Annotated in this window: 21 protein-coding genes and 1 other RNA gene; 13 read left to right on the top strand and 9 right to left on the bottom strand. The window is 45.0% G+C overall.

Annotation, left to right across the window (positions count from 1 at the left end):
• Positions 1-4: 4 nt before the first annotated feature.
• The 4 genes from SG35_RS09475 to SG35_RS09460 all read right to left on the bottom strand — a co-directional run bounded on the left by SG35_RS09475 (position 5) and on the right by SG35_RS09460 (position 3973).
• Positions 5-1816, bottom strand: coding sequence for a winged helix-turn-helix domain-containing protein (locus SG35_RS09475; RefSeq protein ID WP_053042978.1), 1812 nt, complete (start codon positions 1814-1816; stop codon positions 5-7).
• Positions 1817-2006: 190 nt separating this feature from the next.
• The gene (locus tag SG35_RS09470; protein ID WP_044832444.1) at positions 2007-2711 is read right to left on the bottom strand and encodes a MarC family protein; all 705 of its coding nucleotides are present in this window, start codon (positions 2709-2711) and stop codon (positions 2007-2009) included.
• 427 nt (positions 2712-3138) lie between these two features.
• Entirely contained in the window at positions 3139-3540 is a 402-nt protein-coding gene (locus SG35_RS09465) for an RnfH family protein (RefSeq protein ID WP_044832443.1), read from the bottom strand.
• Positions 3533-3973 (bottom strand): type II toxin-antitoxin system RatA family toxin, encoded by a 441-nt coding sequence (locus SG35_RS09460; RefSeq protein ID WP_044832566.1) that lies wholly within the window; start codon positions 3971-3973, stop codon positions 3533-3535. The genes SG35_RS09465 and SG35_RS09460 overlap by 8 nt, the downstream gene beginning before the upstream one ends.
• A 152-nt stretch (positions 3974-4125) precedes the next feature.
• Here SG35_RS09460 and smpB point away from each other — a divergent pair, with 152 nt between their 5' ends.
• The 5 genes from smpB to SG35_RS09435 all read left to right on the top strand — a co-directional run bounded on the left by smpB (position 4126) and on the right by SG35_RS09435 (position 7221).
• Positions 4126-4611, top strand: coding sequence for an SsrA-binding protein SmpB (gene smpB, locus SG35_RS09455; RefSeq protein ID WP_044832565.1), 486 nt, complete (start codon positions 4126-4128; stop codon positions 4609-4611).
• A gap of 158 nt (positions 4612-4769) precedes the next feature.
• Positions 4770-5120: a transfer-messenger RNA gene (ssrA, locus tag SG35_RS09450) on the top strand.
• Between the two features lie 80 nt (positions 5121-5200).
• Positions 5201-6097 (top strand): SEL1-like repeat protein, encoded by an 897-nt coding sequence (locus SG35_RS09445; RefSeq protein WP_044832442.1) that lies wholly within the window; start codon positions 5201-5203, stop codon positions 6095-6097.
• A gap of 132 nt (positions 6098-6229) precedes the next feature.
• Entirely contained in the window at positions 6230-6604 is a 375-nt protein-coding gene (locus SG35_RS09440; protein ID WP_152646587.1) for a hypothetical protein, read from the top strand.
• 362 nt (positions 6605-6966) lie between these two features.
• Entirely contained in the window at positions 6967-7221 is a 255-nt protein-coding gene (locus SG35_RS09435) for an endonuclease (RefSeq protein WP_053042977.1), read from the top strand.
• A 57-nt stretch (positions 7222-7278) separates the two neighbouring features.
• On the opposite strand, the gene SG35_RS09430 is transcribed toward SG35_RS09435, so the two are convergent.
• Positions 7279-7968: a hypothetical protein gene (locus SG35_RS09430; protein ID WP_044832440.1), complete on the bottom strand. Its 690-nt coding sequence runs from the start codon at positions 7966-7968 to the stop codon at positions 7279-7281.
• Between the two features lie 372 nt (positions 7969-8340).
• Here SG35_RS09430 and SG35_RS09425 point away from each other — a divergent pair, with 372 nt between their 5' ends.
• The 4 genes from SG35_RS09425 to SG35_RS09410 all read left to right on the top strand — a co-directional run bounded on the left by SG35_RS09425 (position 8341) and on the right by SG35_RS09410 (position 11423).
• Positions 8341-8985: a DUF6795 domain-containing protein gene (locus tag SG35_RS09425; RefSeq protein WP_152646586.1), complete on the top strand. Its 645-nt coding sequence runs from the start codon at positions 8341-8343 to the stop codon at positions 8983-8985.
• Positions 8972-9622 carry a DUF6795 domain-containing protein gene (locus tag SG35_RS09420; protein WP_152646585.1) on the top strand — a complete coding sequence of 217 codons (651 nt, stop codon included), beginning with the start codon at positions 8972-8974 and terminating at the stop codon, positions 9620-9622. Before SG35_RS09425 ends, SG35_RS09420 begins: the two co-directional genes overlap by 14 nt.
• Positions 9623-9659: 37 nt before the next feature.
• Positions 9660-10817 (top strand): lipase family protein, encoded by a 1158-nt coding sequence (locus tag SG35_RS09415; RefSeq protein ID WP_044832438.1) that lies wholly within the window; start codon positions 9660-9662, stop codon positions 10815-10817.
• Between the two features lie 321 nt (positions 10818-11138).
• Positions 11139-11423, top strand: a complete 285-nt coding sequence (locus SG35_RS09410) for a SymE family type I addiction module toxin (protein ID WP_044832437.1) — start codon at positions 11139-11141, stop codon at positions 11421-11423.
• A 202-nt stretch (positions 11424-11625) separates the two neighbouring features.
• Here the strand turns inward: SG35_RS09410 and SG35_RS09405 are convergent, their stop codons facing one another.
• The 3 genes from SG35_RS09405 to SG35_RS09395 all read right to left on the bottom strand — a co-directional run bounded on the left by SG35_RS09405 (position 11626) and on the right by SG35_RS09395 (position 14311).
• The gene (locus SG35_RS09405; protein ID WP_044832436.1) at positions 11626-12507 is read right to left on the bottom strand and encodes a dienelactone hydrolase family protein; all 882 of its coding nucleotides are present in this window, start codon (positions 12505-12507) and stop codon (positions 11626-11628) included.
• Positions 12508-12705: 198 nt separating this feature from the next.
• Entirely contained in the window at positions 12706-13539 is an 834-nt protein-coding gene (locus SG35_RS09400) for a hypothetical protein (RefSeq protein WP_152646584.1), read from the bottom strand.
• A 550-nt stretch (positions 13540-14089) separates the two neighbouring features.
• Positions 14090-14311: a hypothetical protein gene (locus tag SG35_RS09395; RefSeq protein WP_044832434.1), complete on the bottom strand. Its 222-nt coding sequence runs from the start codon at positions 14309-14311 to the stop codon at positions 14090-14092.
• Positions 14312-14756: 445 nt separating this feature from the next.
• On the opposite strand from SG35_RS09395, the gene SG35_RS09390 reads away from it, so the two are divergent.
• The 3 genes from SG35_RS09390 to SG35_RS09380 are packed head-to-tail and all read left to right on the top strand — an operon-like array spanning position 14757 to position 18044.
• Positions 14757-15362, top strand: coding sequence for a gluconate 2-dehydrogenase subunit 3 family protein (locus SG35_RS09390; protein WP_053042975.1), 606 nt, complete (start codon positions 14757-14759; stop codon positions 15360-15362).
• Between the two features lie 2 nt (positions 15363-15364).
• Positions 15365-17089, top strand: a complete 1725-nt coding sequence (locus SG35_RS09385) for a GMC oxidoreductase (protein ID WP_044832433.1) — start codon at positions 15365-15367, stop codon at positions 17087-17089.
• A 55-nt stretch (positions 17090-17144) separates the two neighbouring features.
• Entirely contained in the window at positions 17145-18044 is a 900-nt protein-coding gene (locus SG35_RS09380) for a sugar phosphate isomerase/epimerase family protein (protein ID WP_236702575.1), read from the top strand.
• A gap of 215 nt (positions 18045-18259) precedes the next feature.
• Here SG35_RS09380 and SG35_RS09375 read toward each other — a convergent pair whose 3' ends face one another.
• Entirely contained in the window at positions 18260-19375 is a 1116-nt protein-coding gene (locus SG35_RS09375) for a trypsin-like serine protease (protein WP_044832432.1), read from the bottom strand.
• 513 nt (positions 19376-19888) lie between these two features.
• On the opposite strand from SG35_RS09375, the gene SG35_RS09370 reads away from it, so the two are divergent.
• Positions 19889-20566: an endonuclease gene (locus SG35_RS09370; protein ID WP_084692691.1), complete on the top strand. Its 678-nt coding sequence runs from the start codon at positions 19889-19891 to the stop codon at positions 20564-20566.
• Positions 20567-20584: the final 18 nt, after the last annotated feature.

Here is a 20584-nt window from a genome sequence, read left to right as displayed (position 1 = left end):
GGTGTTATTCGCTGGCTAAAATAGCATTATGCTGTTTTAGCCAGTCAGCTTTGGCATTGCTTTCTAAATAAGCCAGATATTCGGCACGTCGTTTGGGCTGGTCGCTGGAAGCTTGATATAACATCAGCGCAGCCTCTATCCCGGTGCCGATATCATACGCTAACCGTGCCAATTCAAAGGCTTTCTCCAGTATCGGTTTTGCCTCACCCGGCTTTTTCTGTGCGTGAAAAACCTTGGCTTTTAACACTAAGGTTTTAGGCCGTTCGCCGTGGTCGGTAAACAGCGAATGGGCAGCAGCAAAGTCTTGCTGCTCAATATGATGGTTAACAAGCATCTCAAAGGCATGATCTTGCACCCAATAATTTTGTGCGCTGCGAGGCAAGGTTAATATCCGCTCCAGATAGGGAATGGCCTTGGTATTATCTTCGGTAAACAAGGCGAAATGATAATACACCACCGCTAAATTCGAATCATCAAGCTTGTGCTTTAACAATAAAGCCTGCGCCTCGTTAAGGTGGAGATATTTTTTATGATCATCACCCGACTTTTTCGCCAGGATAGAGTACATGATGTGTAATTCAAACAGGGTTAACGGATCAGCCTGTTTACGGCCAAGAGCAATGCCCTGCTCCAAGATGTTAAACATGGCATCATAATCTGTTTGCTCATAGGCGAGCCAGGCCTTGGTTTGGATATTATGAAAATTCAGCGGCCACAACGGGGTCTCGGCTAATATCGCCGACATGGTATCGAGACTGTTGGCCGCTTGCAGATGCTGGCTGCGTATTTTATATATTTTCCCCGTCAACCACTGTGCATTTGCCCGGTAGGGACTAAACGCATACGAGCTGTCCAGTGCCGTCAGCCTTTGCAGGTAGGTAAGCGCCACATCCAGGTGCTGCACGCCAATATAGTGTCTGGCCAGCAACAGCAGTAAATCCGGATCATCGGGGGCTATTTGCTGCATCGACATTAAGCTGGTGATGTCCAGTTTGTTATCAGCTTGAGAAAACAAGCCCATCGCCTGTAATTGTTCCAGGCGAAGTGCCAGTTTTTCTGTCAGCTCTCGGGGATCGCTGGCGAACAGATACCCCTGCCAACGGGTATTGTCACGGGCTAAACCAAAGTGAACAAATATGCCTTTTTCCGAAGCGTAAGTATCTCCCCAAATCAGCCAACTATCGGCGGCCAGGTTCGCTTGTTGCAAGATTAATTTAGGTGCGGAAAACGCCTGCCTGACCGAAGTATTCAATGCACTTTGCTCAGATAAAAAACCACCGTTTTGTTCAAGTGCATTGCTGGCAATGTCGTAAAACTGCGCCCTTGAAGCTTGGGTATTATCCTCACTGTAAAGCACATGAAAAGATACCTCTATGTTTTCAGTGCTTTGTCTGGGATTCATAAAGAATAAAACCGCCAACAGGCATAAACTGATTGCCAGAGAGAATAAAGCCAATTTATGGCCTTTTCCCCTGTCTTTTAGCCCGGTATCTTCAACCTCAGCAACATCCTCTTCAATACTGTCGTCCAGAATAGGTAATTGCCATTGATAACCCTTTTTTGAGAAGGTCAAAATGGCTTTATCTCCCAGTATCGCCCTTAGCTGACTGATGGTTTGAAAAACCACCTGCTCGGACACTACTTTCCCCTGCCAAACGGTATCCATAATGGCGTCTTTGCTATGAATGCTTAGGGGATCGGACAAAAAGAAGTCCAGTAACCGCGCCTGGTTAGACTTGAGCGCGATCAGCTGATCATGCTTATATAAAAGCTGCTGTTCAGGTAAAAATCGATAGTTGGCAAATTTTACTTCCATACCCACCTTGTCATGCAAAATCGTTAACCTGAACCGGGAAAGCGGCAAATATAGCGGCTTAATAATGCCGAATACAGGTTAAAAATGTTCAGGTTCAAAAAAGACCTCAAGATTCCCTGATTTTGCCTGACAATGCAAGCCGACTGGCCGCACCTGCCGGGTTACTTATCTCATTTGCTCGGTTATCACCCTAACTTACCTGCCCGGCGGCGAAAAATGTGCCCTGAATACCATCAAAAATATACTGGGTAGCCATTGCCGCCAGCAATACCCCTAAAATCCGGGTAATGGCATTGGCCACCGTTTGCCCGAGCATGCCGATAATTTTACTGGCGGCAAATAAAATCACCACAGTAGAGATCAGGGCCACCAGCATGGCGCCGATCACCACAGACTGAAACTCGAACTGCCCGGGGTAATGACTCATTAACAGCATAATCGTGGCAATACTGCCGGGCCCGGCAATAAAAGGAATGGCCATAGGAAAAATGGAAATATCGTCAAATTCCTCATCCGGGAAGGTCGCTGGCTCTGATGTTTTTGCCGTTTTCCCTGCCTCGGCTTCCTGCTCATGCTCATGGGTGAAAGCCTCGCTTTTCTTCTCACGGCGTTCGGTGCGCATTTCAAACACCATTTCCAGGGCGATCATAAACAGCAAGATGCCGCCAGCGGTTTTAAACGCCATCATGGAAATACCCAAGGCCTTTAACAAGCCGTTACCGACAAAAGCAAAGAGCAACAGAATAATGGTGCCGGTGATCACAGACTTGAGGATCATTTTGCGTTTAAAAGCACTGCTGGCGCCGTCGGTCATCACCGCAAATACCGGGGCTATGCCTAAGGGGTCGATCACCACAAAAAAAGTCACAAAGGTACTGATAAAAAGCTCATACATCTGATATCCCCCATTTTAAAGCCAAAACAATAATTTATAGCCTAAAGGTACACCACAGCCGCCAAAATAAGCAAAGGTTCGACAGACAAAATGAAGATAGCAGGGGTTTAAAATGAAGGAGGTCTGAAAGGGTTAAATATTATTGAAGCTTATATTGAGCTTAAATGACGGCAGAGGCACTTCATTACATTCCTGTGACTGCGACATACATCCTGTAACCGTCACTCTTTCACATCCATATGATCGCGGCATACCATACATCCTGTAACCGCCGCTCTTTCACATCCTTGTGACCGCGGCATACCATACATCCTGTAACCGCCGCTCTTTCACATCCATATAATCGCGGCATACCATACATCCTGTATATAAAAAAGCGGACCATACCTGGCCCGCTTTCATCGTGCTAGTTAAAAAGCATTAGCGTTTATTTGTCGCCCTTAGCGCCAAGTTTTACCGGTCTGCCACCAGTAATTTTATTGGCCCGCCCCTCTTCCACCGCTTTTTCGGCGCGGCGTTTGCGGACCTCTTTCGGATCGGCAATCAGCGGACGGTAAATTTCAATGCGATCTAAATCCGCCAGCACATCGGTATATTTCGCCGCCCGGTTCCAGATACCGACTTTATTTTTCCCCAGCTCGATATCGTCAAACAGCTCGGTTATACCGGAGGCGATAATCGCCTGCTCAACCGTAGTGCCTTCATCCACCATCACAGTGATCAATTCCTGCTTGTGGGATAAACCGTAAACCACTTCAATCTGGATTTGTTCGACATAGGCTGCTTCATCAGCCTCAGATTTCGTTGCTGCTACATCTTTATCAGACATTGTTGCCGTACACCTCTTTTGCCCGGTTGGTAAACGCCTGCACCATATTATTTACCAGGTGGTTAAACACCCGGCCAAAAGCAAGATCAAACATTTTACTGGAAAACTCATATTCAAGCTCTAAATTCACCTTACAGGCTTCATCCGACAACGCGGTTAACTGCCAGCTGCCCACCAGTTTTTTAAAAGGCCCGTCCACCAGGTTTAATTCTACCTGCTTGTTATTTACCAAGGTATTTTTTGTGGTAAACCACTTCTTTATCCCGCCCTTGGACACCAGTAAGGCAGCGGTCATAGAATGCTCATCTTGCGAGATTATTTTACTGTCGCTGCAATCCGGTAAAAATGCCGGGTACGCTAAAACGTCATTTATGAGGCTATACATATCCTCAACACTGTGCATCACTAAGGCACTACGGCTTATTGCTGGCATTTCACCCCCTTGTTTCAATGGCGCTATAATAGCAAAGCTGACGGAAAAGCTCACCTTTGACATCAAAGTTTCAATTATTTTACAAATTTTCCCTTTTGCATCTTGGAAAACAGGTAGTAAAGCACAAAATTCTCCGTATAATGACCGCCATTATGGCAAAGAAAAAAAAATCATCGAAACAAGGTAGTAATACCATAGCGCTGAACAAAAAAGCGCGTCACGAATATACCCTGGGCGAAAAGTTCGAAGCGGGTATGAGCCTGCAGGGCTGGGAAGTAAAAAGCATCCGTACCGGTAAGGTCAATATCTCAGACTGCTATGTATTCATCAAAAACGGCGAAGCCTATTTACTGGGGGCAGAAATTCAGCCGTTAAATGCCGCCTCTTCCCATGTGGTTTGCGACCCGGTACGTGATCGCAAACTGCTGTTAAACCGCAAGCAGCTGGACAAACTGGCCGGATTGGTAGAACGCGACGGTATGTCGCTTATCGCCACTGCCATGTACTGGAAAGCCTGCTGGGTAAAACTGGAATTCTGCGTTGGCCGCGGTAAAAAACTGCACGATAAGCGCGCCGACATTAAAGACAGAGACTGGGCACGCAGCAAAGAACGTTTAATGAAACACGACAAACGCTAACGTTATTACCGGCTAAAGCATAGAACAAGCGCAAAACGTTCAGTAAACAAACATAAATTGGCGATTTTTAACTCGCGTTGTAAATCGTTAAAAATAGAGTTAAAATAGTCTTAGTTAAAGGTTTTCTTAAAGCAAACATTTAACGACTACCATGCTTTGGGGCGGATTCAGGATTCGACGAGATTCACGAAACCCAAGGTGCATGCCCAGGGGCGGTTGGCCTGGTAAAAAGCCGCAAAACTATAATTGCAAACGACGAAACGTTCGCACTAGCCGCCTAAGGCTAGCCATCCTCTCGTAAGTTTACCTATTGCTTTGAGATGTGATGGTCACCCCAAGTAGGTTAGCGAGGGAAGCTTGCTCAAGGCTGAACCGCGAAATAGTATTGAGCTCACCATGACGAAGCCTGTCGATTGGCGTCTAATTGGTTAAATAAATAATCGACTAAGCATGTAGTACCGAGGATGTAGGCTTTTCGGACGGGGGTTCGACTCCCCCCCGCTCCACCAAATAATGCCCTTTATAATCAATAGGTTATAAAGGGCTTTTGATTTTAGTACCCGAAAAGTACCCGCTTTGGGGAGTCAAAATGAAAATATCAGCCACAATATTTTCCCTTGCTCTGCCTTTACTGTCACTACCCGCCTTGGCGAATGATGCCTTAATAAAGTCCTACGCTGAAACAATAGCGGCTTTAAACACTTACCAACAGATAACCCAGCAATTAGATAAAAAATGCGAAACAAAATACGCCCTGAGCAAACTGCAAGTTAACGAAATAGACTTCCTCCTCAGAAAACAAGCCAATATCACCTTTACCGAATTTGTCACCATATTTGGTGATGTAGAACTGCTAACCCTCAATAACCAAGGGGTTGCCAATGACTTCATTGAAAAAAATGGTGGTTGTATTCCCAGCCTGCTAGCACTTTTTCATGCTGATCTCCACAAGGTTTATCTCGACGAAATAGCAAAACTGAGAAGCTATCAGGAAATTTTCATTTTTGGCGATATCAAAAAATCAGAAAAGGAGCTCCAGGCATTCGCTAAAGAAAAGGTTCAGAACTACCAACATCTACCGATTGAAGAAATCAAAGAGCTTGCACGCTCTCTTGAGATTGGCTATTACCAATATAGTTTGGCTTCATTAGGAAAAATACAGATAAACCTAAGACAAGCCACAGAGTTACTACTTTTTGTGGTCAAGCAAACCGAAGATCCCGAAGTTTATCACGACCTTGGTAGGCTTATGCAATGGCGCAATCCAACACAGGCTTTTAATTATTTTGAGAAATCAGCGCAATTAGGGGATGTTGACGGGTTAATCTGGCTCGGTACCTATTATTCATGTAATAAAGATAATGTTAAAGCCCTGTACTGGCTAAATAAAGCCAGCACTGGAGAACCTGATTATGTTGAGGATATCAAGCTGGAAATCCAGGATTTAGGTATGCCTACTAATTGCCTGAATGGTTGGCCTCGTTAAATTTAGTGCGTATTACTTGCCGGGGTTAGCCTCCTCTATAGCAATTACATTCCACCAACTAATAGCCCTCAGTTATGCAAAAAACAAGACCTGGCCCCGTCAAGTCTATTGGCCGGACAGAATGAAATTAATATGAAAAATTCTCCTTTTAAAAATGCGCCCCCTGCAGATTCATATAACTTTATACAGTTAGCTATAATACCTATAAGCGCCTTTCAAGCCAGTTGTATGTTAGTGTTTTTGGACAAACCCTGGGTCAATATTGGATTAGTGATTTTTGCTATATTTACTTTTACTCTAAATGTTGAATCAAAAATGCTTAGATATGATAAGCAATATGCGAGCTTGTTTCTTATTACCTATCTTGGAACTATGGGTATTGCGTTAACCATTGGCTGGCTTCAAATTTATCCTTTGTTTATCATTTTGTTTTTCTGCAACTTTTTTTGGGTATTTTATTCATATAAACGTTATAAGTTTTTACTCTTTCAAGCAAATAAAGAATAAAAAGAGTAAACATCAGTGCAAAAAACAAGACCCCGTCAGTGTCAGTGTCAGTGTCAGTGTCAGTGTCAGTGTGTAGTGAATATGAACGTGTCCGGGATGAAGTTTTCTGGCCAAAATTATATAGCCAGAGCTATCACACGCTCTATTGTGCCGCAAGCAAAGAAGCGGGCCCAAAAGTCACTGTTGAACATGTTTACCCGTCGCATTGGATAGCACAAGCCAATAGGTGTGAAAGTCGCGAAAATTGCGATAAAGAAGCCTATAAAAAGGCAAGTTCTGACCTGCATAACCTTTGACCAGCCCTTTCCCGTTATAACAGCAGCAGGGGCAAGTTACCGTTTATTGAAATCCCAGGGGAAGTAATGCGCTTCCCGGAAGATAAATGTGATTTTGAGGGAAACACTGAAGGAATAGGGCCAAGAGATTACCCCAAAGGCAAAATCGCCCGCTCTATCCTTTACATGATATGGAAATATAATTTACCAGATCACGGCTTAAGACCTTTAATGCTGAAGTGGAATAAGAAATTCCCTACAACTAAAGAAGAACAATGGCGCAATAAACAAATACAACAAATTCAAAATAACAAGAACTGCTTTATAAAAAACAAAACTTAAAATGTTAAATAATTTCAAAGCCTTACTTTCATTTAAAGACTAAGATATACAACTGTTTTATGCCGCTGGCCTTGCATGTGTAACTAATGAATAAAAAGTAATTTCATTAACAACTTCAGTAGAAACAACCTTTGTATTAATGAGATCCTTCATATAATGCTTTGCTCGGTATCTAGTTATCCCCAACCTTTGTGATATCTGCATAAGTTGCAAAGGTTTATCTGATTCCTTGAGAATATGCAATATTGCACTAGAAGGGTTTGACATACTTATTGGCTTACGTTCGGATACCAAATTTTCAGCCAGTTCTCTTGTTGAAGAGATTTTATTTTCAAGACTTGTTAGTTGCTCTGAAACAATTCTCTCAATATTTTCTTCTGTAAGTGTCCCTGCACTTTTAAGTTCTGACAGTGCATCTTGCACAATAGACTCTTTTGTTTCTTTCAAACGTTTATCTAAAGAATCAAATGAACTATCAATTTCATCAGTCTTGGATATCGCCGCATCCAATGTTTTATCAAACATACCAACTACTTGATCTTGTATATTCTGAGTTTTCTCTTGTAACTTTACCAAAGCATCATTTGCAGCATTTTGTAACTGAACACCCTCCCTATAAAATTTAAGGGAAGCAAAAAAGCCAATAAATGTAATCATAAGGGCAACTATAGATAAAATTATTGCCAATACGTCAGAGATAGTTGATAGCTGCACAGTTTGAATAACAACTTCCTTTGTCGAGTCCAAAAAGCTCTCCTTAATAAATTAAATTTCATAGGTAAGTGGAGGTATAATACTTATTATTTCATTAAATAAAAATATATTAAAATCAAAGTTATTTAAGTTTTTTGAGGTTCATAGTCATCCACTTTAGTTAATTGTCGCGGATGACAAGTTACCCGCATGCCGCCGGGGTCTTGTTTTTTGCACTACAAGTTCCAAAGGCATATCCGAGCAAAATGATATAGATACCTTCCATACCTATTACTTATTCAGCTCTTTTAACAAAGTCATTGAATTAGTTCATTTAACCACACCTTGAATAAACTGATAAAACCAATAAACTGTCTACTTTATAAGCAATGGTTTTACACACAACTGCATCATGGAGGATGTTCTTTGTTAAAACTCTTTAAGCATAAAAAACATACCTCTCTGATTAATGCTTTAATTCATTCCCGAAAATGTCAGCTTGCTGTGGCTATAGGTGCTTGCTTTTTATACGTGATCTTCTTCCAGCCACAAGAGGTGCGAGGCATGTTTGGTATATTTAAACGTTATCAGGTAGAAATGTCGCCGGAGGTGCGTGGCAGAATCACTGATGGCGGTGAACCAGTAGTTGGAATGCAAGTTGCGCGCTCCCTACTCTATGGGGGCTATCAAAATGGCAAAGAGCAATTAGAACATACCACAACAGATACCGATGGCCGCTTTTCATTCAAACCAATGGTGGTGAAGTCCCGAAAACCAGGCGGCATATTTGGCCAAAACATACCGGTTCTGCAAGCTGTTTATGTCGAACGCGATGAACAACTATTCTCCCTTTGGTCTACCAGTAGATCCTGGAACTCTATTCAGCCCTTATCCGATTTAATGTTGCAGCTTGATTGTGATTTACAAAATAAAAAAGTTAAGCACCAAATAAACACGACCGACTATGGCGGAGTACCGGCCCAGGTAGTCAGCTCAATCTGCCACTGGCAGGGAGAGTTAATTTCAACCTACTATAACAATGAACTTATTTCTTCTTATGATGAAATTTAAAAGGCCTGAGGCTTCAACAAAAAACAAGCTTAATTCCCGAAAATTTCCGCTGGGTATAGGCATTGCTATCGGTGTTATTTCCATATTTTTACTCGCACTGTTTATTAAACCACAGGAGGTGCAAGCCATGTTTGGCATATTAAAAAGTTATAAAGTAGAGATGTCTCCTGAGGTGCGTGGCCGTATAACAGATGGCGGCGAACCAGTGGTAGGAATGCAAGTTGCACGTAGTCTTCTTTATCAAGGTTATAAAAAAGGAAAAGAACAATTAGAGTATACAACCACAGATGATGATGGTCGTTTTTCATTCGAGCCCATGATGATTAAATCACGCAAACCAGGGGATATATTTGGGCAAAATATGCCAGTGATGCAGGCTATTTATGTCGAACGTGGTGAAAAGCTCTATCACCTATGGTCTACCAGTAAAGGTTGGAACTCTATTAAACCTCTTTCTGACTTGTTATTACAACTTGAGTGCGATTTACAGAACAAAGAAGTTCAGCACCTCATTAATGCCCTGGAATATGGTGGAATGTCTCGGGAAAATGTCATTTCAATTTGCCATTGGCAAGGGGAGAAGATAACGACCTATTATAATAATGAGCCTATTTCTTCTTACGAAGAAATAAAATAACCACTAACGGATTAATCAAATATTTTAAGGATGAAATATGTCTGCTATCTCCCCACGGGTTGCTTCAAACCTAGCCTTAGTCTCATATGAAGTAAGAGAAGCGCTGCCCAAAGCGTACAACTTAAAGCTAGAACCTGAAACCAAGCAGCATTTCACCTTTGATCTAAGCAAGCACGTATATAAAGGTTCTTCCGGCGGCTTTTTTTGGCGGCAAGAAACAGGTTTTGCCTTGATTGGTCAGGGAAAAAGCCAGCAGCATGCACAAGATCACGTTATAGCCATCAGAGGTACCGCTACTCTGGCCGATGCACTTACCGATGTTACCTGCCACAGCACCAACAGTGACACCGGAAAGTCGGTACATACCGGCTTTCAAAGCTGCTTTGCTTCAATGCGTCCCGGATTATACTCCTATCTAAATCAGACCGAAAACCGGAGAAAACAAGGGATCATACATTGTGTAGGCCATAGTCTCGGCGGCGCCCTGGCAGCCCTAACCGCCGACTGGATCAAAACAGAGTTTGATAAAACGGTCTATTTATATACCTTTGGTGCACCGCGTGTGGGTAAAAAAGACTTTGCCAATAGTTCCAGTGCCCGGGTGGATAAAATGTTCCGTTGTGTTCATGGTGCCGATCCTGTGCCAAAAGTGCCGGTTTGGCCGTTTTATCATGCCCCATTAAATGGCAACGAGTATTTGCTATCGCGTGCCCAGGGCATGGACCATAACGCTCACTCATTGAGAGCTGGTCCAGGCTATACCAATACGGCAGATCACAGTGACTGGGAAAATTTATACCAGCAGGCGGCAACATCCCTAAGCCAGCGGGTGGTACTAAATTATCAAAATCGCATACAAACCACTTACTCAACCCATTGGGCCGATAAAATTGCCGCAGCCTTAATGACAGTACTGATAGACGGCGGCGCTGCAGCGATTATCGCGAGTTTACAGGTGGCCGGGACGGCAATAGGTACGGTATACGACATTATGGCCAGAACCTTGGTAGATATAGTGAAAGTGGCCGACAAGCTTAAGGAGCAAGTCAAAGGTTTACTCGGACATATGCTGGTGTTTGCAGGCCGAGGCGCCCATATCACCATAGAGTTTACTGAAAAGTTTATCCGCTGGGTTTTTACCGTCACTATAAGCCGCTTAAATAAAGCCGCCAGACAGGCTTTGAAGCAGAACTAATGATTGTTAAGAACAAGTCCGGATCTTGGCTGACACGTAGAGGGGAACCTAAAATCCCGTACTTAACAGGCTCAGCCATCAACAAACAAATAGAATATCAACCCCCGTTTATTGCAGTTATTAATCTAATAAACACCCCAACCACTGTTGCTTTATCCAGCAAATCAGTCTTTCCTTAAAGATGCCTCTAAGCAACAAAGGAGCGCCCCACCCCAGTATATTCAAAGCACACCGCAATACTATGCGAAGCAACAACCGCAACCCCTGAGTGCTGTAACACTCAGAGATTGCTAACCACAACGAACTAAACAGGAGTCCGCCATGGCTGAATCTAATCATACGTCAGAGCCTCGCCCGGCAAAAGTAAAATATCCCGCAAGCCGCCAACTTACGGTATTGGAAACCATCTGTGAGAACGCCGCCAAAACCCGCGGGGTGGGCCTTAATTATGTGCCGGTAACCTTAGAGCCTTATATTGTCTTAAGAGGCAAGTGGCTCACGCAGGCCGGTTTTGCCGTAGGGCAAAAAGTCACGGTTACCGCCAACCAAGATGAACTGGTGATAACGCCAACCCCGGCTAGCCCCGAACCGGCAGCGAAAGCTTAGTGGAGAAAGCAGCTGCTGCGCCTTGTTATTTGCGCAGCAGTTAATTATTGCAAACAAGAGCTGCCTCTATCGGTTACCTAGGAAGCCATCAGGGTCAGCTTTTTGTTAACTGAAAGCTGGAAATTAAACAGCCACCGGTTCCCCCAAAATGACAGGGTTTTCCCTTAACCAATTCAGCCCCATCCGTCACTTCTGCAAAGCATTAAGCTAAGGCAACTTTAAACAAATGCAAAAGACGGCCCCAGGCTTTTTCCGCTTGTTTTTCGTTATAGCCAGCAAAATCCAGTGTGCACCAGCCATGCAGGGTACCTTCATAAACCTCAATTTCGGCAGGTACACCTGCGGCCTTATAAGCAGCGGTTAAAATATTTTTGGTTTCAGGCGATCTTTTATCATCATTTTCAGCAATGGCATGAAGCACATGTGCCGGTGATTTGGGGATAAGCAGATGTGTGCTGTCAGGGCCATCTGAAATCTCTAATTCCCCGCCATGAAATGAGGCCGCAGCCCCAATACGATTTGGCACGGCAGCCGCCGTCCTCATGCTATCACCACCGCCCATGCAATAGCCCATAGTGCCTATTTTTCGCTCCCGGTCGACGCTGGCCTGAGCATCAAGAAAGCTGACATAGGCCTTGGCATCAGAGGTAATGGCATCAGGGGTAAGCTTACTTGCCAGGCCCCTTAAAAACTTCATGGTCTCGGGATCACCAAAACTTGCATCCGGCGCCACCACCGGCGCTTTAGCATCCCGGTAATAGTGATTTATCACCAAAACTGAATAACCGGCTTCGGCCAGTCGTTTGCCCATGGCTTTATAGACAGGCCTCAAACCCTTAATATCTGGCCACATGACAACCCCCGGATGTTTACCACGAGAGGGGCGGACAAAATAGCAATCAGAAACACCATCCGGCGTGGCAATTTCCACAGTGGACTCTGTCACAGTCTCGGCAAAGGCTAGTTTAGGTAACATGGCCGTCATTATCGCCGCTGCAGTCATTTTACTAAAATCGCGGCGGTTTATTTTTCCACCATTTAAAAGGAATTGTTCGGTCTCTTTTTCTGTCAGTTCATCGCACATGCTCGTCCCCTGTTGATATGCTTAGCTTTAAAACTTTTAGCGTATTTATTAACTAGCCTTTATTTGTGGTGAAAAATTGTTGAACAAAGAGGGCAAGGGCGGCAAGTGCTTTTCAGCCGGACAGTCGTAAAAATACGACGGATGGCAATCCTCCCGAAAAATATACGTTACTTAGTGATAAATCAGCTACCGGTTTATTTAATTGCTATTAAAAACCAACAACATTAACGACAAAAACAGGCAAAAAATACCAACAAACACGGTAAAAAGCAGCGTAATGGCTCTTACCGGGTTCGTTTTAAAATTCAGCCAGTTAAGGTATGTCATTACCCTTGCAGAAAAGCTTTCGCTGGAGATCAGTAACCTGATAAAAATAATCAGGAAAAACGGGAATATGCTCACCATCAGGGAATATAAATAAACCCCGGATAAACTGTTAAAACTTATCGCCGGCAGTAACACGTTCCTCACCGAGTGAATGATTGAAACCAGGCTGGTATGGCCACTCCAGCCCAGGTAGTAAAAAACGACATGGATAAAAACCGTCAGCAGAATAAACAATGCCGCATTTAGCAAAAACATCTGAAATAACAAATAGCCCGTGCTTGTTGCATTGGCGGTATCGAGCTTGTTTTTCAAACGGGGATAATACGAATACATTAAAAAATTAATGATATAAACAACCAAAAAGCCCTGAAAAAGAAATTGCCTTAAAAACCCCACCGAAGCAAACTGCTCGAATAAGCCTTTATTATTGTAAGTATAAATAGAGAGCAAACTGAGAAAACATACCTGCGTAATAAGAAAAACATGAAGGATAAAGCCAAACGCGCCTTTATTGCTGCCAAAACAGCTGTCAAAACAATCCCCTACTACCTTATCTATTTTTGACTTTTCCGGACTGTCGACCGTTTTCTCTATTGCCGAATAGATTATTTTCGCGCCTGCATCTCCTATAAAACCATCAAGTTTTGACAGGGCACTGCCGATCAGGAACATTGGAATAATCACATTATGTATTAAAAAATCCACTTATCGCTCTCATAATTTACTTAATGATTGATGAAAGGTTTTAGCAACAGCACCACAGGTTTCATAAAATATAGATGATAAAATAAATCAAGATATTGGCAATCCCCTTTATCGGCCTCTACCCGCCAGAGGGTAAAGACCGCCCATTCAAAAGATAGCAAAGGTGATAAATCAGCAAGAAGTAAACAGCACAACAGCTTGCAAAGAAGCCTCTACTGTAGAATATCAATGAAAGGGGGCTGAACAAGTTAACTGCCAGGGAGAAACATTCCCCTTTAATAAAATCGTCGTTTATTCGTATGCTGAGCCAAAAATGCTCACTGAGGTTTCCTGCCCTGCTGCTACCCTGCTGAATTGACACAGGTTAACACGAAACAATAGGCCGCAGGTTTAGTTCTGACCGGGCTGGACCAGCGGCAATAGCCGTCTTGAGCAGCCGGACTGCTCACATAAGTGTTGCCCGGGTTGTTGCCACACCAGGTTGCATTTTTATAATCAACAAGCGGTTAAGGAGAATGCACCAAGCAAGTCTCTTTGCCCTGTTACAGCTTTACTCACCCGGGGTTAAATTAGGCAGATTCGCCGTGCCCATGGTCATAAACACCACGCCGCCGGCAAAACAAACAAAAGATAAGGCGGCCATACTGGCAACATATTCCTGAGAGCCTCCCTCTTTCGTCAGCAACAGCCAAATCAGGCTGACAAAGGCCCCGATAAAGCTGGTGATCCCCAAAAACACTGACACCTTCTGCAATATACTTTTCTTCTTCATTTGTGACCATACTTTAGCGTAGCGACTATTCAATCATCATTATATTCCACTCGCCACCTGCAAACCTTGATAGCGGTCAAAGAGCAGTCCTTTCCCGGGTAAATAAACACAGCAAGCTCAAACCAAGCCCAGAAACTTTACGCTGGTTATCGGCAGATTTAGCCGTTTATTTATTCGCCCACAATTTAGTATACTTTATACTAACGATTTCAAACAAAAATAATAGCTAAAAATCAACAAGATAAAAAAACAACTGAAATTTAGCGCCGATTTTGTCTTATAACAAACCGATTATGTCCTAACACAGGGGCCTGCCGGCAATTTAGGATTAGGCAAGTTAGTTTGAAAACCAGGCTGTGGCCGTTAATTCCTGGTGCACTATAGTGCTTTTGCTGGACAGGCAACACAGGCATGGAAACGATTTAAGTTAACAGGAAGGTAGATAATGAAAAAAACCAGATCCAGACGTGAGTTTTTAAGCGATCTAAGTAAAATAATCGGCACCGCTGCCGCAACATCCTTACTGACACCTAATGCCATTTCTGTGGCAATGGCTTATTCTCCTGCGCCAGGGAACATCACCCAAGACGGAAAAGTCTTTACCCGGGCCGAACTAAACTGCCTCAAGCAGGTTTGCGCCACCGTAATCCCGAGAACACAAACCCCGAGCGCAGCAGATGTCGACACCCACGGCTTTATTGATAATCAGCTCTATCATTGTTACGGAAAAGAAAAACAGCAGGAAGCCTTGGCAACCCTTGCCCTGATTGAGCAACAGGCAATAAAGCGCTACTCCGGTACATTTGTGCAACTTACGCCAACACAGCAATTTCAGCTTTTAACCGATCTCGACTCGGCGCAACAAGCATTTACCACAGCACAACAAACACAATTTAAAAGCCTCAAGAGCTTGATTTGTTTTGGCTTTTATACCTCAGAAGCAGGCGCAAGCCAGGAGCTGCGTTATCAGGCCATTCCCGGCGGCTTTAAAGGCTCAATCCCTTATAAACCGAGCGATAAAAGCTGGGGCTCATTAGGACTAGGTTACTAACAATGAACGATAAATTATATATAAACCAGTCGAGTGAAGTTTTTGATGCCATCGTTATCGGCTCAGGAGTCAGTGGCGGCTGGGCCGCGAAAGAATTATGCGAGCGCGGCCATAAAACCCTGATGATAGAACGTGGCCGCGTTGTTGAACACGGCAAAGACTATCAGGGTGAGAACAAGGCGCCGTGGGAATACGAGCACCGCACCCGGGTGGACAACCTGCTGGTGCAGGAGCAATATAAAATACAGCAGCAATGTTATGCCTTTAACGATCGCACCAAGCACTTTTTTGGCAACGACAAAGACTTACCCTACACCACTAAGCCGGGCACAGAATTTAGCTGGATCCGGGCAAACCAGTTAGGCGGCAAGTCGTTATTATGGCACCGCCAGTCTTACCGCTGGGGCGAATACGACTTTCTCGCCAACAAACAGGACGGTTACGGCAACGACTGGCCGATTCGCTATAAGGACCTGGCCAAATGGTACTCCCATGTCGAGCTGCATGCCGGGATCAGCGGCTCAAAAGAAAACTTGCCCAATTTACCCGACAGCGAATTTTTACCGCCGTTTGAAATGACCGCGCCGGAAAAACACATCCAACAGCAACTGGCAAAAGCCTATCCCGAGCGGCCTTTGATCATGGGCAGGGCCGCACACCTGACCCGGCCAAGCCAACTGCATATCTCCCAGGGACGGGTGCAATGCCAGGCACGCAACGAATGCCAGGCAGGCTGTTCTTTTGGTGCCTATTTTTCAAGCCAAAGCTCTACCCTGCCCGCGGCCGCGGCCACCGGTAACTTACATATCGCCCCCAACAGCGTGGTACACAGCCTGATTTATGATGAAGCCAGCAACCGGGTCAAGGGCGTTAGGGTGATAGATAACGACGATTTAAGCGAGCGGGAATATTTTGCCAACATCGTCTTTGTTTGTGCTTCCACCTTAGGCTCGACCCAGATCCTGTTAAATTCAAAATCAAAGAAATTCCCCAACGGCATTGCCAACAGTTCGGGGATGGTAGGCCACTACCTGATGGATCATAACTATAATGCCGGGGCCACCGGCTTTATCGAAGGTTTTGAAGACGAATATTACTCCGGCAGGCGCCCCTCCGGCTTGCTTATGCCTAACTTCTATTACCGGCCGGATAATAAGCGTAAGTTTTTAAGGGGTTATGCCCTGGCAGGCGGTGCCTATCGTGAAAACTGGCAAAGTTTGCAGCACCAGAACGGGATCGGGGTTGATTTTAAAAACAAGCTGCAACACGCCGGCCGCTGGAAGTTTGGCCTGCACGCCCAGGGCGAAATGCTGCCGCGCTTTGAAAACCAGGTGGCTTTACACCCGACCTTAAAAGACAAATGGGGCATGCCGCAGCTGGAGTTCGACTGCCGCTTTTCCCAAAATGAAAAAGACATGATGTCTGATGCCGCCGAACAGGCAGAAAAAATGCTGGCCGCCGCCGGTGTTTACGACATCAAACCTTATGTCAGCCATGAACCGCCGGGGCTGGCCATTCATGAATTAGGCACGGCGCGCATGGGACGGGATCCGAAAACCTCGGTACTTAATGGTTATAACCAAAGCCATGATATACCCAACCTGTTTGTAACCGACGGCGCCAGTTTTTGCTCCAGTGCCGTACAAAACCCCAGCCTGACCTTTATGGCATTAACCGCACGCGCCGTTGACTACGCCAGTAAAGAGCTGCAGGCCAAACGTATTTAACGGGGTTTTATGCCCTCTCTTAACAAATAAGCAGCAAAGCACAACAAGGAAAAAAATGAAAGTAATCAAGATAATCATGCTGTTTGCCCTGGCTACCGGCCTGGCATCCTGCGCATTAACCCCGTCAGCTACAGCAAACAATAAGGTGCAAGCAAACACACAGGAAACCGGTACCATGCCTAAAATAGGCCTCCAGCTTTGGTCAATAAAAGACGATGTCAAACAAGATTTTAAAGGCACCTTAACTCAGGTTGCCAATATGGGCTTTAAAGGGGTCGAGTTTGCCGGCGATTACGGCCCTTATAAAAATAACGGCAAAGGCCTGAAAAACTTTTTAAACAGCCTGGGCTTAACCGGCAGTGCCGCCCATATCCGCTTTAAAGACTTTAACGAAGAAAATTTCAATCGCTCGGTGGCCTTTTTTCGCGATGCCGGTATTGACACCCTGATTGTGCCCTGGGATGACCGGGCCTGGGACAAGCATAAAATACAGGCCCTGGTGACAGATCTGAATCAACTGGCAGCACAACTGACCCGCGAAGGTTTTAAATTTGGCTACCACAACCATGATGAAGAATTTAATGCCTACGGCAATGCCACCTTCTGGGATCATATCGCCCGCACCACAGCGCAAGACTTTGTTTTGCAAATGGATGTCGGCTGGGTAACCTATGCCGAGCACAACCCGCTCACCTACATTAAACGCTACCCCGGCCGTACCTTAACCACACATTTTAAAGCTAAACTGCCGGAGCAGGAAATCAAAGGCAAGCGCGCCATTATCGGCGACGATGTCACCGACTGGGCCAGTGTCATTAAAGCCGATATTGCCCATGGCGGCACACAGTGGTTTATCGTCGAGCAGGAAGAATACCCCGACGGATTAACGCCGCTGGAAGCGGTAAAACTGTCGAAACGAGGTCTGGACAAGATCATCGCCAACCTCGAACTTTAGCTTAACATCGGCAAAGCGGGGGTCGATTCCCCTGCTCCGCTTATCAGGCACTTGCCTCGGTTTATCCTCAGCTAAAAGCCAAAACTCGTTAGCAAAAAAAGGCCGCCTGTTACGGCGGCCTGACTGCGACTTAAACTAGGGAGAAAGTCGCAGTGTGGTTCCGCCAAGGTGGAACCACAAAGAAAGTCATTAGCTTTCGTACAACTAACCTTATCTTAATTCCAGTTAGCGGTTAAGGTTAAACCACGTACCCGGCTGTAAGCGTAAACTTCAATGTTCCAGGTACCCGCTGCCGGGTTGGATATGGTACAAGATTCCGTGTTGCTGCTTCCTTCAGAAGTACAGGCAAACGAAGAGGATGAAGCATGACCTACAGACAGGTCGGCATCACCGGTACCACCACTGGTATTGACCGTTAAGCTTGAAGTACCTGCCGGGATTTCCACGGTATAAGTATTGGTTGCCCGGCGACGGATATTAATATTGGTTTCTTCCAGGCTATCACCCGGCGTAACCACGCCGCCGTCATTCATTACACTGTCAATCCAGTCGGTATAGCTGGAAACACGGGTAAATACGCTGGGCGCTACGCTGCTGGTACATGAAGCGGTATAACCGTAACTGACTACACCAATTTGCTTGTCCTGGCCGTTTTCGTTAACAAAAAGCGGGCCGCCGCTGTCGCCGCTACATGAGCTTTCGGTGTTTGTGCTGGCACAAAGCTGGGTAGAAGGAATATTTACGCCGTACTGACCCCAGATGCTGTCACAAGTGCTAGGTGAAATCACAGGCAGTTCAACCGCTTGCAGAATATCCGGATACTGGCCGTTACCATGGCTGGTATCACCCCAACCGATTAAGGTGGCAATATCGCCGGTAGAGCCGGTAGTAAAGCCGATAGTGTTGTTGTTCACCGGAGTATCAAGCTTAATCAAGGCAATGTCGTTAACTATGGCATTGCTGCTCCAGCTTGGGTGAATATGAATTTCAGAAGCGCCTACGGTGACACCGTCATTGCTGTTGCTGGTATCGCGGGCACCGATTTGCAGGGTGAACTGACCCGGTGTTTTTCCGCCGTCAACACAGTGCGCCGCGGTCATGACCCATTGTGAATCAATCAGGCTGCCACCACACCAGTGATCATAAAAGCTCCAGCCGATAGATACCATCCAGTCACGGGCAAAGGTATCATCACCGCCGATCACCTGGATGGACGAATCGCCCAGTTTGGTCGGTTGCGTTACCGCAGCATCTGCTGCAATCGCCGCTTGTGAAATCAGTGCACTTAAACAAACTGCCAGCACTTTAGGCTGAAAAATAGAGTTACTCATCTTAGAACTTCCTTATAGTCTTTATTTACGCCCTTATCAGGCATATTATTAATAAAGGTGGACACACACCTTATTAGCTTTTGATTTTAAAGTACTTTATTCTTAGTTAACCAGGCATTAACGCTCAGTTGAGTAAATAATAGCGCTTTCATTCTCGCTATCTAGCAAATAAGCGACTAACTTTTGATACATTTACGACAAGTAAAATTTACACTTAAATAACAACAACTTAAAAAACACTGCTTAAATAACGGTCGCTTTTCTATCAAAAAATGTCCGACTATTGGCAATAAAAACAACCACATTGATTATTTTTTATCGAGCACTCCCTCTGCCCCCCGAAAAAACGACTGTCGGGGCGTTAAATTTTTTCATCAAAACAAAAATATCCGGGTTCCTCCCTGGCAATAGCCGCCATCTTGCTAAACAAAGACTTTCCTTTTTAACCCTCACTCCTTAAGATCTCTTTTCTGATAGCCTTTCCCGATTTTGAACGACTGCAATAGAAGCCTAATGAGATACTTCACTTTATTGATAGTGTTACTGGCAACACCAGCATTGCTACTTGCCAATAACGCTAACGACAGCAACCCACAAAAGAGGGTAAACGAACTTTTTTGGCCGCAATTATATAACCGCAGCTACCACACCCTGTATTGCGCCGTGAACCAACCTCCTCAAGATAAAGTCACCATTACCCGGCTCTATCCGGCCAGCTGGCTGGCACAGGCTTACGGATGCGACAAGCATGAGCATTGCAACCAGATCCAGTACCGCTATGCCTTGGCAGACTTACATAATCTCTGGCCAGCCCTGGTCCGTTATCACCAGGTGCGGGGGCAATTACCTTTTGTCGAACTGCCCGGTGAAAACATGCTCTTTGTCGAAGATAAATGTGATTTTGAAAAACGCTTAGCCGATGAAGCGGCAAACGGCGCTTCGGCTCACGGCTCAGGTATAGAGCCAAGAGATTATGCTAAGGGGGAAATAGCCCGCAGCATATTATATATGCTGTGGAAGTACCGATTGCCGGATCAGGGCATGCTGTCTTTGATGGTAAAATGGGCGAACCAATATCCGGTTAGCATGGAAGAGAAGTGGCGTAATGAAAAAATACACGCCCTGCAAGGGAACCGAAACCCGTTTATTGACGATAAAGCGATGGCAAATATCTATGCATCGATAAGATAACCGGGCGACACCACTTAC

It is taken from the genome of Thalassomonas actiniarum, assembly GCF_000948975.2.
Lineage (GTDB): Bacteria > Pseudomonadota > Gammaproteobacteria > Enterobacterales > Alteromonadaceae > Thalassomonas > Thalassomonas actiniarum.
Note: the sequence above shows the minus strand (reverse complement) of the source record. Positions and strands in the feature narration are given on the sequence as shown.

Bases quoted from the DNA above. Each gene is read 5' to 3' on its own strand.
- SG35_RS09475 (WP_053042978.1), bottom strand. From the start codon at position 1,816: ATGGAAGTAAAATTTGCCAACTATCGATTTTTACCTGAACAGCAGCTT.
- SG35_RS09470 (WP_044832444.1), bottom strand. From the start codon at position 2,711: ATGTATGAGCTTTTTATCAGTACCTTTGTGACTTTTTTTGTGGTGATC.
- SG35_RS09465 (WP_044832443.1), bottom strand. From the start codon at position 3,540: ATGTCTGATAAAGATGTAGCAGCAACGAAATCTGAGGCTGATGAAGCA.
- SG35_RS09460 (WP_044832566.1), bottom strand. From the start codon at position 3,973: ATGCCAGCAATAAGCCGTAGTGCCTTAGTGATGCACAGTGTTGAGGAT.
- smpB (WP_044832565.1), top strand. From the start codon at position 4,126: ATGGCAAAGAAAAAAAAATCATCGAAACAAGGTAGTAATACCATAGCG.
- SG35_RS09445 (WP_044832442.1), top strand. From the start codon at position 5,201: ATGAAAATATCAGCCACAATATTTTCCCTTGCTCTGCCTTTACTGTCA.
- SG35_RS09440 (WP_152646587.1), top strand. From the start codon at position 6,230: ATGAAAAATTCTCCTTTTAAAAATGCGCCCCCTGCAGATTCATATAAC.
- SG35_RS09435 (WP_053042977.1), top strand. From the start codon at position 6,967: ATGCGCTTCCCGGAAGATAAATGTGATTTTGAGGGAAACACTGAAGGA.
- SG35_RS09420 (WP_152646585.1), top strand. From the start codon at position 8,972: ATGATGAAATTTAAAAGGCCTGAGGCTTCAACAAAAAACAAGCTTAAT.
- SG35_RS09415 (WP_044832438.1), top strand. From the start codon at position 9,660: ATGTCTGCTATCTCCCCACGGGTTGCTTCAAACCTAGCCTTAGTCTCA.
- SG35_RS09410 (WP_044832437.1), top strand. From the start codon at position 11,139: ATGGCTGAATCTAATCATACGTCAGAGCCTCGCCCGGCAAAAGTAAAA.
- SG35_RS09405 (WP_044832436.1), bottom strand. From the start codon at position 12,507: ATGTGCGATGAACTGACAGAAAAAGAGACCGAACAATTCCTTTTAAAT.
- SG35_RS09395 (WP_044832434.1), bottom strand. From the start codon at position 14,311: ATGAAGAAGAAAAGTATATTGCAGAAGGTGTCAGTGTTTTTGGGGATC.
- SG35_RS09390 (WP_053042975.1), top strand. From the start codon at position 14,757: ATGAAAAAAACCAGATCCAGACGTGAGTTTTTAAGCGATCTAAGTAAA.
- SG35_RS09385 (WP_044832433.1), top strand. From the start codon at position 15,365: ATGAACGATAAATTATATATAAACCAGTCGAGTGAAGTTTTTGATGCC.
- SG35_RS09380 (WP_236702575.1), top strand. From the start codon at position 17,145: ATGAAAGTAATCAAGATAATCATGCTGTTTGCCCTGGCTACCGGCCTG.
- SG35_RS09375 (WP_044832432.1), bottom strand. From the start codon at position 19,375: ATGAGTAACTCTATTTTTCAGCCTAAAGTGCTGGCAGTTTGTTTAAGT.
- SG35_RS09370 (WP_084692691.1), top strand. From the start codon at position 19,889: ATGAGATACTTCACTTTATTGATAGTGTTACTGGCAACACCAGCATTG.